Raw genomic sequence first — 14,383 nt, 5'->3', positions numbered from 1 at the left:
GGCGATACGTTTTATAGCGCATCTGGTCAATATTATTTGTATCGCAGGGTCCAGTATGGAGACACGATGGCCAGTGGATCGCGCAACAGACTGTTGGAAATCGCCGAACGCCTCAAGGAGGCTCGGCAGGCTAAGTTCGCTACCGCGGCGGAAGCCGCTCGCGCCCTGAACATGAACCCCATCACCGTGCGAGCGCACGAAAGTGGCCAAAACGGCATACCTGCAGATGCGTTCGCGGATTACTGCCACGCATATGATGTAACCCCAAATTGGTTGATGCGAGGAACATCGCTGAGCCGCTATGAATTCGATCGCGTAAGTGGGCTTCGTCTTCCTGTCGTCGGAATTGTTAAAGCTGGCTCGTATGTCGAAGATGCCACCGCTTCACTTCGTGAAACCGAGCGAAATCTCGATATTCCTGGCGCTAACGACACATTAGCGGGCATGCAGATTTATCAAATCCAGGATAATCATGCCGAACCACAATTTTCTGATGGCACCCACGTCTTTGTAGTCCCAGGTGATCAGATTCGGCTTCGAGACGGCGACGCCGTTCTAGTGCAGAAAACACGCGCCGGCTTGAAGGAGATAACGGTTCGACGCCTTGCAATGACGGAAGGCACCCTCTCGCTTTCCGCGTTAGACGGCTCGAATCACCACCCGCTGACCGAAGCCGAGTTGGTGATAGGGGTGATCACCGCCGCATATACGCTCGTACAGCGTCCACCGATGAAGCTCGGCCTAGATGACGTACCGACGGTCGCGAGCCTTGAAACGCCACTCGAGACGATCAGCGGTCGCCACACCAGGGCCAACAACACCTAGCTGACGCGCGCCGCTACAATTTATATTGCTTGATCGCGTTATATTCTGTAGCGTTTATCGCGTGGAGGAGCTCATGCGCTACGATTGCGGTTTGAAAACGTCGGCTCGGCCTCGTTTGCCCAGACCTGCCCGCACCTCCGGCACAGATCGCGATCCCACTCCTTCTGGCCCGAGATCTCTCGCGGCTGCAGGGAACCACCCCCTCCTGTTCGGCCGCCAGGAGCGCGTTTATGGCCGCTCAACTGAGGTGAAACCCAAATGACGATCCATCACTTTTCGACCGCTTACGCCGAAGCGCTCGCCGTTCCCGCACTCGATCCGCAAACCTGTTCTGCGCTGGATGTCTTGCAATGGCGTCTCTCGAACGCAACCGCAGATCTTGCTCGAAAGGGCCACCTTAGCGATCAGGTTGCCCTTGGGCGCCTGGCCACCACCGACGAGGCTGCCATTTATACCACGGCAGTAGGGGCGTTCGACGCCGCCGCCGCAGCGTTGATCGGATGGCCTCCGCGGACTTGGATTGAGCTCGAGGAAAAGGCAGCTGCCCTCGAAAGCGCCGCCCTCGATCCAGCCCGCCTTACAGCAGCACTGCGGGCGCTCAGAAGCGATCTGGCTACCGTCAGGGGAGTCTCCGCATTAGCCGCCATGCTCTCCGACGCCCGTCGCGCCGGCGACGATGCGAACGCTATTTCAGACTACACAGAGGAAGGTGATCACTGGTTGGGGGCGCCGCTGTGGGATAGGCGAGAGGAGCTCCTCGATGACGTCCACGCGGCGCCGTGCTGCTCGCTTCAGGACGCCGCCGTCAAAGTGAGCGCCGTCCGCCTCAGCCTCATGGATCTCCAGGGAAACGCTTCTGATATCCATGAGATCTTGGAGGGGTCCCTAGCTGGCGTCTGCGCCATGCTCGGAGGCGACGCTGCTGAGGAGCCGCAGCTGCCCGAGACAGCGCGCTTGGCCAAAGCCTCCTGATTTGAACTCGCACCCGCACCTCCGCGCGCAACGGCGGCTTGTCGACCTCGTCGGCGCCTTAAACGCGATGGTGCGGGTGAAGACCCTTCTTACGCTGGCGGACAGCAGCAATGGCTGATGCGACCTCACCCCTGCTGAGGGCCGCCGGCGCGATGATAGGCGAGCGCTCCAGGCTCCGTAGACCCACCGCCCGGAAGGCCGAGATCGATCGCGCGATCAGGCCCGCCCAAGACGCCGGTCTGCATGTGGCCAGCATAGAGATCACCGCCGACGGCGGCGTACGCGTCTTGACCGGCGCTTCGCCGGCTGCACAGCGTGACGACCTAGAGGAATGGAGAATGCGGCGTGCCGCTCGTAAGGCTCAAGGGGCTCAACCAGGTCCGCGTTAAACGGGCCGACGGCGGCATCACGGTCTATTGGTACGCCTGGAAAGGCGGCCCTCGCCTGCCCGGCGAGCCCGGCTCGCCCGAGTTCATGGCCGCCTACAATCTGGCCGTCGCCGATCGGAAGGCTCCGCGGAACGACAATCTCGCCGGCCTCGTCACCCTCTACAAGTCCAAGCCCGAGTTCACCGGCCTGAGCGCCAGCACCAAGAAGGAATGGTCGCGCTGGCTGGACCGGATCTCGCTCCACGACATTGGCGAGCTGAGCCTGCGCATGCTAGACGACTCCCGCGTCCGGGCCGACCTGATGGACTGGCGCGATGAGTACGCCGACCGGCCGCGCGCGGCCGACTATGGCGTACAGGTCCTCTCTCGCGTACTCGGCTTCGCGGTCGAGCGAGGCATTCTCTCCGCGAACCGCGCCGCCGGCATCCCGCACCTCTATGAGGGCGATCGGGCCGACTTGATCTGGGAGGCTGCAGCCCTCACCGCCTTCTGCGACAAGGCGCCTGCGCCGATATCACAGGCACTCCGGCTCGCCTGCCTCACCGGCCTGCGCCGCGGCGACCTGGTCACACTACGCTGGAGCCAGGTCGGAGATCTGGCCATCCAGCTGGCCACCGCGAAGAGCGGTTTGCGCCGGACGGCGACGATCCCACTGCTCGCCGACGCCCGCGCCCTCCTCAAGGAGATCGGCCGAAAGGATCCCGACGAGACCGTCCTGCTGAACGCTCACGGCCGCGCCTGGGGCGCGAACAGCCTCAGTCACCGCATCGCCAAGTTCGCCGCCGACGTGAAGATCGAGCGCTCGCTGCACGACGCGCGCGGCACGTTCGCCACACGGCTCCGGCTCGCCGGCCTGACCGAGGAAGAAATCGCCGAGGTGATGGGTTGGGAGCGCGAGCGGGTCCGCCGGATCCTGGCGCGCTACGTCGACCAGGACCGGATCGTGAAGGCGCTGGTTAGGAAGGTCGCGTCGAACGAAGCCAAATCGACCCTGGCAAGGTCATGAGACTTGAAATTTGCCGACGGAAGGTCGCCCTGATGGCCGCGCACAACCATCTTCATCAATGTTTTGCGAGTTGAACTCAAAGTGGGATCTAGCGCCCGCTCTCAGAAAAAGTCTGCCATGAGCTATTCCAAGTCACCATTGTTCGAGGTCATTGTCGAGTTCAGAACAGAGCCTCATGGGGTTTTGGATGAATTTGATCGCGTCGGGAAAAGACTTAAATCCGAATATCCAATACGCGAGCAGCATGATAACTGGGAATTTAAGATACAGCCAGGATCAGATCCGAGGATATCCAAGGCCGGAATCGACTCAGTCCACTTTAAGTCGGCGGACGCCGCCAATATCGTCGTAACCAGACCTTACGGCATGACTTACACTCGGAATTTTCCTTACATTAGCTGGCAAGACTTTACTTCTCGCGCCGAGCGCGCATGGCGCGTCTGGTCTAAGGAGGTCGGGCGACGCAAGATCGTGCGACTCGGCCTTCGATCTCGGAATCGATTTGACATCCCGGTTGCAACCGCCATCGGACTAGACCCCTCTGAATTTCTAACCTTCCGCGCGCGGCCGCCAATATCGCCGACAACTACCGTTGGCTTCAGCGCCCAAGACCACAGCCGCCACGAGGGCTACGAGATGATCCTCATCGCGGGCACGACGCTCTCACCCCTTATCGATCACGCAGGACTTTTGCTCGACATCGATGTTGGGCGAGACGTTGACGTCCCTCAATCGTGGAACGATATAATCGGAGCCTTATCCGAGATGCGAAGCTTGGGTACCTCCGTCTTCGAAGCCTGCATCACGGATCGCGCTCGGGAGATCATACGATAATGTACCTCGGGCTGACTCCAGTCGAGCTTGTTCCGGTGACCAGCGGATGGGGTGGCGGCCCTCTCGATGTGACCCGAATCTCGGACTCGGTGATGCGTGGCGAGTCGATCAGCCTGAATTCGTCCGCAAGCCAAAGCGTTGTCACGGCACCTCTCTCCGAAAACGACTCGGAGGACGATCTTCGGCTAGCGGTCGCAGCTTTCCACCTGAAAGCGCAAGCCGGGTTGTTCACTGTTCACCTCGACACGGCGTGGCGCGAAGGACTCTTCGGCGATATCGACAAGCTTCTCGACCCAGAGGAATGGGACCTCTCTGACCGCCTTCCTTCTCCAGAGTCCTTCACTACCTTTCTCCGGATGATTACGTTCCTCCGTAAGGTTCGACGCCCCGGTGTCGGCGTCACCCACGAGGGGAACATAGTCGCCGTTTGGGCGTCCGAAGCTGGGCGGCTAAGCATAGAATGCATCCCCAAGGATGCGGTGAGGTGGGTCCTAGCCCACACCATCAACGGCGACCGTGAAAGTGCTGCCGGTCGTACAGATGTGCGACGCCTTCCAGCCGTCCTTGAACCCTATCAAGCTGGACAGTGGATTGCCCGAACGAATCCCTGACGCGGACAGTGTCGTAAAATATTTGAGTTTCAAGCAGTCTCCCACCGATCCCGAGACCGGGATCAGGATGGCAATCCCCCAGGCGTTTCGCCGCCGCGAAGGGGAGGAATTCCTTTCGTGTGCATGGTTGGAGTTCTATGTCCCAGCAGGCGCAGACCTAATGAAAAACTGCGCGGACGGATTTAAAAATGCGCTCACCGTCCGGAAAAGCGGTGCCTTCGCGGTAGGGAACGTCCTAGCCGTTAGAGACGCCGGCAACCAATTCGGCCCACGGCCGCGCATCGTTCACGAACCTGAAGACGATCACCAAGCGCACGCGGCCGTCCGCCAGATGAACGACCAGAATGATGATCTTCTGCTCCTGTTGGCGATGGAAGCTTGGGGAAAGCTGATCCCCGCTGAGGATCTGATTTAGGCGCGCCCTCGCCCGCTCGACGCGAAGTCAGTAGGCCCCTTGGCTTAGGCGATCCCCAAAAAATTCCCAAAAGTCGCTGGAAGCTCGACCTAACTTATTGAAAAGGCTGGAGCAGGTAGCGGGAATCGAACCCGCATCCTCAGCTTGGAAGGCTGCTGCACTACCACTGTGCTATACCTGCGGGCTCAACACCCTTGACCGGAATAGAGCACGATAGCCGCCGGGACCGGAACCCACTTTCGGCTGTCTCGCCCTAGCCCGTAACCTTGATCCGTGATCGCGCATGGTGGGGGAAGTAGGACTCGAACCTACGAAGGCGTAGCCAGCGGATTTACAGTCCGCCCCCTTTGCCACTCGGGACATTCCCCCGTACGCGATCAAGGCTCGATCGAGGCCTCCCCACGACCGTCCAGCCAGTATAGACCAGACCGAAGCGGGAAGCCCCGGAAGGGGCCCCAAAACGGAGCGCGTCTTATAGTGGCCTCATCTCCCAAAGGCAACGACCGCCGGCGTCCTTATCAGAAGGACAAATCGCCGTCGGAATCCCGCCGTTTCCCCCGTCCTCCAGAGTCCGGCGGAGCCGAGTGGCTATGGGGTCGCCACGCGGTGGACGCCGCCGTCGCCAACCCGCATCGCGAAGGCTTGAAGCGCCTGCTGGCGGTGTCGGGCAAGGCGTCGCACCTCGAAGAGGGCCTGGGCGCGCGCGGACTGCGGATCGAGATCGCGGAAGCCAACGAGATCGCCCGCCTGCTGCCGACCGGCGCCGTCCATCAAGGCCTCGCGCTGTTGGCCGAGCCCGCGACCGAAATGACGCTGGAGGAACTGGCCGACCCCGCCGAGGGTGTGCTGATCCTGCTGGACCAGGTGGGGGACCCGCAGAACGTCGGCGCTCTGTTCCGCTCGGCCGCCGCGTTCGGCGTGCGCGGGATCATCATGCAGGACCGGCGCGCGCCGCCGCTGTCCGGCGCGCTCGCCAAGGCCGCCGCCGGCGCGGTGGACAAGGTGCCCTGCGCACGGGTGGTCAACCTGTCGCGCGCGCTGGAGACGCTTTCCGACCTTGGCTGGCGGGCGATCGGTCTGGCGGGCGAGGCCGAGACGACGCTCGACCAAGCCTTCGACGGCCGCCCGGTCGTGCTGGTGCTCGGCTCGGAAGGAGAGGGCCTGCGCCGTCTCGTCTCGGAACACTGCGACCTGCTGGCCGCCATCCCCATGCCCGGTGGATTCGAGAGCCTGAACGTGGCCACCGCCGCCGCCATCGCCCTCTACGAGGCCACCCGCCCGCGCCGCGCCCCCGTCTGAGCGGCGCTTTCACGCGCACGCCTCAGGCGAACCCCGTTGCGTTCGGGGCTTGGCCGCGTCTTTGCTGAACAACGTGTAAATGTCCCAAACGTGGACGGCGACGTTGCATCCGAGGCGCACCATGACGACGAGGCATCTTAACACCGGAGGAATGCAGGCCGGCGCCCGCTGGATCGCGGCTGCGGCCCTGGCGTCCGTCTGCGCCGTCACGTTGTCGGCTTGCGAAGGCAATGGCTCGACGGCGCCGCCCGCCGAGCCGGCCGCCGCCGCGCCCGATCAGGGCTCGGCAGACCTGATGGGCGCCCCGCCGCCGCCGCCCGGATACGCCCAGGTCGGTCCGCCCCAGGACGGGGTTCCGCCCGGCGCGCCGGGCTATGGGCCGGGTCCGGGTCCCTATGGGCCGGGCGCGCCGCCGCCCTATCCCCCGGGCCCTCCGTACGGCGCCGCGCCGCGCGGGCCCGTGGAAATCATCGCCATGGCCCCAATCCCCAATCCGCCGGAGGAACCGCGCCATAGCCACGAATGGCGCGCGGCCCACCATCGTCATCACCAGGGCTGGTGGGGTCCGGTCTACGCCGGGGGAGCGGTCGTCCATCACGGCCATCGCATCCACAGCCACATCGCAACGGCGCCCGCCCACCTGCACGCCGTCACCCCGGTCGCCCATCATGCACGCCATGCCGCCGCCGCGGTCGCCGCAGCAGCCGCCTCGGGGACCCAGCTGCTGAAGCCCAAGGCGCCCCACGCCCACGCCCACACCGGCCCGGACGCGGCCACGGTCGCCGCCGCAACCGGCGGATCGAGCGCCGCAGCCAATGGAAACACCGCGGCCAACACCACCGGCGCGGCCGACAACACCACGGCCGCCGCCACGCCCGAGGATCAACGCTATGACGCGTTGCAGTCGGCGCTGACGGCCGCGTTCGCCCACGAAGCTGTGCTCGGCCCCAGCCACCTCGCCCCTGGCCAGACGACAGACGTCACCCTGACCGTACCTGGCGATTTCGGCCAGACCCTGCGCACCGAAGCGGCCAAGCAGAACCTGTCGGACCAGGCGGCCTCGGCGAACTTGGAAGCGACGCTTGCAGGCGACGGCTATAGCGTCGTCCCGGCCGAAACCCAGGCCCTGCCGCTGACGCTGGGCGCCGCGACCGTATTCCACTGGAAGGTCACGCCCCAGACGACGCAGGGCGCGAGCCCGGGACCATTGCACGCCGACGTCCACGTCAACCTGCTCGGCTCCAACCGCAGCCTAACCCTGGGCTCGATCAAATCGGGCGGCGGCGGAGCGGGACGCGTGTTCGGCATCGGCCTGCTGGTGCTGATCGCCGCGGTCCTGATCGGTTGGGTGATGCAGAGCCGCCGTCGGCCCAAGGCCACCGGCGCGACCCGGCCGCGCTCCACCCACCAGAACAGCGACCCACCGACCCTCTAGACGGAGGGGCGAGCCTCGCGCTCGCCTCTCCCGTTGGCGGGGTGGGCGGCGTTAAGCTTCCGCCCCGCCGAATCGTTCGCCCCACTCCGCGAGTTGGACGTCGTCGATCTTCCGAAACAGCACCTCGGGCGTGCGCACCGCGGCCCCGGGGGTCAGCCGGTTCAGTTCCGCGGCGATATCCTCGCCCGGCCAGCTCTTCTCATGCTGCCCCAGCGCCGTGCCAATCGTCTCGGCGGCGAAGGGGATGAAGGGCGATGAGACGCGGGCGAACAGCGCCGTCAGGTTCAAGGCCGTGCGCACGATCACCCCTGCGCGCACCGGATCGGTCTTCATCGCCGTCCAGGGCGCGGCCTCGGCCAGGTACTCGTTGCCCAGCACCCATAGGGCGCGCACCGCCTGGGCCGACTTGCGGATCTCGATGGCCTCAAGATTGGCGTTCAGCTCCGCCACGCTCTTGCCGATGTCGGCGTAGAGCTGGAGTTCACGGGGACCGGCCTCGCCGCCTTCCGGCACCACGCCGCCCAATCTGGTCTCGCAGAACTTCAGGATGCGGTTGACGAAATTTCCCAATACATCCGCCAGGTCCTTGTTCACCGCCGTGGCGAACTGCTCCCAAGTGAAGGCGGTGTCGGACCCCTCCGGCGAATTGGCCAGCAGGTACCAGCGCCAGGCGTCGGCGGGCAGCAGCTCCAGCGCCTGGTCCATGAACACGCCGCGGTTCTGGGAGGTGGAGAACTTGCCGCCGTACCAGTTGAGCCAATTGAAGCTCTTGAGCATGTCCACCGTCTTCCAGGGCTCGCCCGACCCCAGCAGGGTCGCCGGGAAGCTGACGCTGTGGAAGGCCACGTTGTCCTTGCCCATCAGCTGGACGTAGCGGACATCGCCCGCGCCCTCGTCGGTGCGCCACCACGAGCGCCAGTCGTTCCCGGTCGCGGCGGCCCACTCGGCGGTGGCGCCGATATATTCGATGGGCGCGTCGAACCAGACATAGAAGACCTTGGTCTCGAACCCCGGCAGGGGCACGCCCTCATAGGCCACCGGCACGCCCCAGCTGAGGTCGCGGGTCACGCCCCGGTCGATCAGCCCCTCGTCCAGGTGCTTGTAGGCGATGGACTTGGTGAGCGCGGGCCACTCGGTCTTGGAATCGACCCAGGCGCGGATGGTGTCGGCCAGCGCGGTCTGGCGCAGGTACAGGTGGCGGGTGTCGCGCACCTCCAGGTCCCGTGAACCGGAGATGGTCGAATAGGGCTCGATCAGGTCGACGGGGTCCAGCAGGCTGCCGCAGTTGTCGCACTGGTCGCCCCGCGCGCGCGGGAAGCTGCATACGGGGCAGATCCCTTCGACATAGCGGTCCGGCAGGAAGCGGCCGTCGGCGTTGGAATAGATCATCTTGTCGGTGCGCGGCTCGATCAGCCCCTTTTCCAGCAGGACATGGGCGAAGTGCTGGGTCAGCTCGCGGTTCTGCGGGCTGGAGGAGCGACCGAACCAGTCGAACGACAGGCCATATGCCGCGCCGATGGTCTTCTGCAGCTCATGCTGCTCGGCGCAGTAGGTCGCCACGTCCTGGCCGGCGGCGGCGGCGGCCAGTTCGGCCGGGGTGCCGTGCTCGTCGGTGGCGCAGATGTAGAGGGTCTCGTTCCCGCGCGCCCGCTGGAACCGCGCATAGGCGTCCGCCGGCAGCATCGACCCCGCCAGATTGCCCAGGTGCTTGATCCCGTTGATGTAGGGCAGGGCGGAAGTGATGAGGATGCGGGCCATGCGGACGGGGTCTCGATGAAGGACGCCGGCATATAGGACGCCTAGGCCCCAGGGCGAAAGCCAAGCCTCTCGAAACACGGCGCGCGCCACCCGACCGGCTTTCGTGCGTTGCATTTCCCAGCGCCAGGAACCGTTGCCCGGACCCCCTAATGAAACCACCCCAGCCAATCCGCGCATCGGCTTGCCCGCGCGCTCGCGGACTCTGCTAAGCAAACCCGGTGGACCAACCTATCGCTTCCTCCCCGACCGGCGTCGCGCCCGCCGCCCCGCCCTACGACACGCGGCCCTACGCCCGCGACGAGATGCTGCACGAGGTGTTCGCCGCCACCGCCGCGATACACCCCGACCGACTGGCCGTCCGCCTGGCCGAGCCCGACCCCGACAGCAGCCGCCGCTCGGAGCTGACCTATACCGAGCTCCGCTGCCGCGCGTCGCAGTTCGCCCGCTACCTGCGCAGCCAGGGCGTGCGGCGGGGCGATCGGGTGGCGATCTGCCTGCCGCGCGGGGTGGACCAGTACATGAGCGTGCTGGGCGTGCTGGAGGCCGGCGCCGCCTATGTGCCGATCGACTGGGCCGCACCGCAGGACCGCACCGACTACATCGCGGTGGAGAGCGAGGCCTATGCGGTGCTGACCACCGCCGAACGCGCATCGTCCTTCGCCGTCGAGCCCGCGTCCAAGGTCATCGCGGTAGACGGGGTGCTGGGCGACGTCGCCGCCTTCCCGACCGACCCCCTACCCCGCGCCGAGACCGAGGCGGCGCCCGAGGATGCGGCCTATCTGATCTACACCTCCGGCTCGACGGGACGGCCGAAGGGGGTGGTGATCCGCCATTCCAACGTCTGCTTCCAGATTCGCTCGGAGGCCTCGATCCTGGGCGTCACGGCCGAGGACCGGGTGTTCGCCGGCGCCTCGCTGTCGTTCGATATCTCGGTGGAGGAGATGTGGGCGGCGTTCCTGAACGGGGCGGAGCTGCTGATCGGCTCGGAAGCCCTGGCCAAGGCCGGTCCCGACCTGGCCCTGACCCTGGCGGCGCAGAAGGTGACGATCTGGTGCCCGGTGCCCTCGCTGCTGGCGGCGCTGGACGACGACGTGCCGAGCGCGCGCATCGTCAATGTCGGCGGCGAGGCCTGTCCGCCCGAACTGGTCCGCCGCTGGGCCAGGCCCGGCCGGCGGATGCTCAACACCTACGGCCCGACCGAGACCACCGTCACCGCCACCTGGACCGAGCTTCGCGCCGGACGGCCGGTCACCATCGGCACGCCCCTGCCCGGCTTCACCGCCTGGATCGTCGACGAGAACCTCATGCCCGTGCCCCACGGCGCGGAGGGCGAGCTGGTGATCGGCGGCCCGGCGGTTAGTCCTGGCTATCTGCATCGCGAGGAGCTGACCGCGGAGAAGTTCGTCGTCGCCCCCTTCGTCGGCGAGGACGGGGACTATCCCCGCATCTACCGCACCGGCGACCTGACCAGACTGACCGCCGACGGCGACATCGAATTCCTCGGCCGCATCGACCTACAGGTGAAGATCCGCGGCTACCGGGTGGAGCTGGGCGAGATCGAGGCCGCCATCGCCGACGACGCCAGCGTCTCCCAGACAGTGGTCAACCTGTACCGCGAGGACGACGGCGGCGAGCTGCTGGTCGCCTTCGTCACCCCGCGCGGCAAGGGGGAGGTCGACCTGGAGCGGATCAAGGCCAGCCTGGTCGACCGCCTGCCCGCCTACATGCGCCCCAACGCCTACGACGTGCGCAAGTCGCTGCCCACGCTGATCTCGGGCAAGATCAACCGTAAGGCCCTGGAACGCCCCCGCCGGATCGAGGTCGAGAGCCGGGTGCTCGAACCGCCGTCGGGCTCGACCGAGGCCGCCTTGCTGGAGGCCTGGCGCGTGGCGCTGGGCCAGACGGCGATCTCGGTGACCGACGACTTCTTCGAGGAGTTGGGCGGCCACTCGTTGCGCGCCGCCAAGATGGTGTCGCTGGCCCGCGCCACCCCGGACCTGCGCAGCATCTCGATCCAGGACCTGTACGCGGCGCCTACCATCCGCGCCCTGGCCGCACGCCTGGACGCGGCGCGCCCGGCGGCGACCGCGGCCGCCGCGGCCCGTCCGCCCGAGCCCTTCCACCCCATTCCCCAGATGCGTCGCACCCTGTGCGTGATCGCCCAGACCCTGGCGCTGATCCCGATCTTCGCGGTGGCGGGGGTGCAGTGGATCTTCCCGTATCTGGCCTACACCGCGCTGGCCACCGACAAGGACCGCATCCTGCCGCTGCTGGTGGCCGGCGCGGCCTTCGTCTTCATGCCGCCCCTGGTGCTGCTGGTCTCGATCGCGGTTAAGTGGCTGGTGATCGGGCGTTACAAGGCCGGCGACTATCCACTGTGGGGCGCCTACTATTTCCGCTGGTGGTTCGTGCGGCGGTTCCTGGCCATCGTGCCGGTGCAGTTCCTGTCCGGCACGCCGATGATGCGGCTCTACTACCGGATGCTGGGCGCCGACGTCGGCTCGGGCGCCTTCATGGGCCTGAACGACATGGACGCCGCCGACCTGGTGCGCATAGGCGAGGGCGCAGTGCTCAGCGAGGGCGCGACCATCGCCACCGTCTCGGTCGAGCGGGGCCTGCTGCGCCTGGGCCGAGCGGACATTGGCAAGGACGCCTTCCTCGGCACCATGGCGGTGGTCGGCCGCAACGCCAGCGTCGGCGACGGCGCCGTTTTGGACGATCTCTCCGCCCTGCCCGCCGGCGAACAGATCCCCGCGGGCGAGCAATGGAGCGGCTCTCCCGCCGAGCGGATCGGTCGTGCGCCCGAGCGCAAACCCGTCAAGCAGCCGGGCTTTATCCGCAAGGTGCTGGTGAACACGGGTCTGGTGCTGGCCGCGCCGCTGCTGCCGCTGGCCGCGGTTATCCCCATCGGTCCTGGCCTGATCGCCATGATCGAGCTGGACTGGCGCACCAGCGACTACACCTACATGGCGCTCTCGCCGGTGCTGGCCCTGATCTACGTGCTTGCCATGTGCGCGCTGACGGTGGCGGTGAAGTGGCTGCTGCTCGGCCGCGTCAAACCCGGCCGCTATCCGCTGTGGAGCTGGTTCTATGTGCGGTTCTGGTTCGTGCGCCAGCTTGGCCTGCTGGCGCTGGACCTGCTGCATCCGCTGTACGCCACCCTTTATGTGCGCCCCTGGTATCGGGCGCTGGGGGCCAAGGTCGGGGCGCGGGCGGAGATCTCCACCGCCACCTCGGTGGTGCATGACCTGATCGACATCGGTGCGGAAAGCTTCATCGCCGACGGGGTGGTGTTCGGCGCCGCCCGCGCCGAGCAGGGCGCCCTGGTACTGGAGCGCACCCGCATCGGCCGACGCACCTTCGTCGGCAATTCCGGCCTGCTGCCCACGGGCACGGACCTGGGCGACGAGGTGCTGATCGGGGTATTGTCCAAGCCGCCGGAGGACCCGGCCAAGGCGATGGAGACCGGCGCCACCTGGTTCGGCTCGCCCGCCATCCGCCTGCCCCACCGCCAGAGCTTCGCGGTGTTCGACGAGGGCGCGCGCTTCCGGCCCTCCAAGCGGCTGATCGCCACCCGCCTGGCCATCGAGTACGTGCGCGTCACCCTGTCGCTGACGGTGTTCATCGCCCTGTTCAGCGCGGTGCTGTCGATCGTGGGCGACCTGTCCAACAAGCGCCACGCGGCGCTATGGATCACGCTGGCCTTCCCCTTCCTCTACATCTGGTTCGCAGTGGCGGCGGGGGCCTTCGTGGTGGCGCTGAAATGGCTGGTGGCCGGCAAGTACGCGCCGATCACCAAGCCGCTGTGGAGCACCTATGTCTGGCGTACGGAGCTAGTGACCTCGACCTACGAGAACCTGGTCGTGCCGCTGCTGCTGGAGCCGCTCAGGGGCACGCCCTACCTGAACATCTATCTGCGCCTGCTCGGCTGCAAGATCGGCAAGCGGGTGTTCACCGACACCACCGACATCACCGAATACGATCTGGTGTCGGTGGGCGACGACGCGGCGCTGAACGAGAACGCCGGCATCCAGACCCACCTGTTCGAGGACCGGGTGATGAAGGTCTCCTCGGTCGAGATCGGCGCGCGGGCGACGGTCGGCTCGCTGGCCATCGTCCTGTACGATTCGGTGATCGAGGCGGACGCCCAGCTCGGCGACCTGTCGGTGCTGATGAAGGGCGAAACCCTGCCCGCCGGCACCAGCTGGGAAGGCTCGCCAGCGCGGCCGGCGCGGGGTTAAAGAGCCGCAAGCGTTGGGCTGACGGAGCGGAAATCGAATGTCGCGCGGTTTGAGGGCTATCGCCCTATCCGGCTTGTTGGTCGCCAGCGCCTGCCATCAATCGCAGCAGCCGAGCTCCGCCAGCGCGCCGCCCCCGGTTCCCGAGGCCGACAAGCATCTGCTGGCCGAATTGCCGCCCGCCTACGCCAAGGCCGACCTGGACAACGGCGCCCTGCACTTCAACCTGTGCAAGCCCTGCCACACCATCACCGACGGCGGCCCGAACATGACCGGCCCCAACCTGCACGGTCTGTTCGGACGCAAGGTCGCCAGCAAGGCCGGTTTCGCCTATTCCGACGCCCTCAAAGCCAAGGCCTGGACCTGGGACGCCGACCAGCTCGACAGCTGGCTGAAGAACCCGCGCGCCTACGTCCCAGGGACCAAGATGACCTTCTACGGGATTCCGGACAACGAGGACCGTCGGGATCTCATCGCCTACCTGAAGGTTGCTTCGAGCGAGGAGCAACCATAGCGCCTAATTTTTCGGCGCGCGGCTAGGCCTCGTCCACTTTAAGGGCATGTTCACGCCCACGAGGGATGATAACCATAAGGCCCCAGC

At 66.1% G+C, this 14,383-nt stretch carries 10 protein-coding genes and 2 tRNA genes; 9 read left to right on the top strand and 3 right to left on the bottom strand.

Annotated features, from left to right (window positions below; genetic code table 11):
• Positions 1-66: 66 nt before the first annotated feature.
• The 5 genes from GSQ87_RS20005 to GSQ87_RS19985 all read left to right on the top strand — a co-directional run bounded on the left by GSQ87_RS20005 (position 67) and on the right by GSQ87_RS19985 (position 5,052).
• Entirely contained in the window at positions 67-825 is a 759-nt protein-coding gene (locus tag GSQ87_RS20005; RefSeq protein WP_158918047.1) for a helix-turn-helix domain-containing protein, read from the top strand.
• Between the two features lie 258 nt (positions 826-1,083).
• Entirely contained in the window at positions 1,084-1,797 is a 714-nt protein-coding gene (locus tag GSQ87_RS20000) for a hypothetical protein (RefSeq protein WP_158918045.1), read from the top strand.
• Positions 1,798-2,142: 345 nt separating this feature from the next.
• Entirely contained in the window at positions 2,143-3,192 is a 1,050-nt protein-coding gene (locus GSQ87_RS19995; RefSeq protein WP_158918043.1) for a tyrosine-type recombinase/integrase, read from the top strand.
• 117 nt (positions 3,193-3,309) lie between these two features.
• Positions 3,310-4,026, top strand: coding sequence for a TIGR04255 family protein (locus GSQ87_RS19990; RefSeq protein WP_158918041.1), 717 nt, complete (start codon positions 3,310-3,312; stop codon positions 4,024-4,026).
• Positions 4,027-4,542: 516 nt separating this feature from the next.
• Positions 4,543-5,052: a hypothetical protein gene (locus tag GSQ87_RS19985; protein WP_158918039.1), complete on the top strand. Its 510-nt coding sequence runs from the start codon at positions 4,543-4,545 to the stop codon at positions 5,050-5,052.
• A gap of 107 nt (positions 5,053-5,159) precedes the next feature.
• Here the strand turns inward: GSQ87_RS19985 and GSQ87_RS19980 are convergent.
• Together GSQ87_RS19980 and GSQ87_RS19975 are read right to left on the bottom strand one after the other, a co-directional pair.
• Positions 5,160-5,233, bottom strand: a tRNA-Gly gene (locus GSQ87_RS19980).
• Between the two features lie 103 nt (positions 5,234-5,336).
• Positions 5,337-5,421, bottom strand: a tRNA-Tyr gene (locus GSQ87_RS19975).
• Positions 5,422-5,529: 108 nt separating this feature from the next.
• On the opposite strand from GSQ87_RS19975, the gene rlmB reads away from it, so the two are divergent.
• Both rlmB and GSQ87_RS22585 read left to right on the top strand, forming a co-directional pair.
• Positions 5,530-6,351, top strand: coding sequence for a 23S rRNA (guanosine(2251)-2'-O)-methyltransferase RlmB (gene rlmB / locus GSQ87_RS19970; RefSeq protein ID WP_371416707.1), 822 nt, complete (start codon positions 5,530-5,532; stop codon positions 6,349-6,351).
• Positions 6,352-6,472: 121 nt separating this feature from the next.
• A complete protein-coding gene (locus tag GSQ87_RS22585; RefSeq protein WP_216839503.1) occupies positions 6,473-7,786 on the top strand; it encodes a hypothetical protein in 1,314 nt (437 codons plus the stop codon).
• Positions 7,787-7,837: 51 nt separating this feature from the next.
• Here the strand turns inward: GSQ87_RS22585 and metG are convergent, their stop codons facing one another.
• Positions 7,838-9,544, bottom strand: coding sequence for a methionine--tRNA ligase (metG, locus tag GSQ87_RS19960; protein ID WP_158918035.1), 1,707 nt, complete (start codon positions 9,542-9,544; stop codon positions 7,838-7,840).
• Positions 9,545-9,762: 218 nt separating this feature from the next.
• Here metG and GSQ87_RS19955 point away from each other — a divergent pair, with 218 nt between their 5' ends.
• Entirely contained in the window at positions 9,763-13,785 is a 4,023-nt protein-coding gene (locus tag GSQ87_RS19955) for a Pls/PosA family non-ribosomal peptide synthetase (protein WP_254063179.1), read from the top strand.
• Between the two features lie 37 nt (positions 13,786-13,822).
• Positions 13,823-14,296 carry a cytochrome c family protein gene (locus tag GSQ87_RS19950; RefSeq protein ID WP_158918034.1) on the top strand — a complete coding sequence of 158 codons (474 nt, stop codon included), beginning with the start codon at positions 13,823-13,825 and terminating at the stop codon, positions 14,294-14,296.
• Positions 14,297-14,383 lie beyond the last annotated feature (87 nt).

The sequence above is a fragment of the Caulobacter sp. S45 genome (assembly GCF_009765965.1).
GTDB lineage: Bacteria > Pseudomonadota > Alphaproteobacteria > Caulobacterales > Caulobacteraceae > CAHJWH01.
Note: the sequence above shows the minus strand (reverse complement) of the source record. Positions and strands in the feature narration are given on the sequence as shown.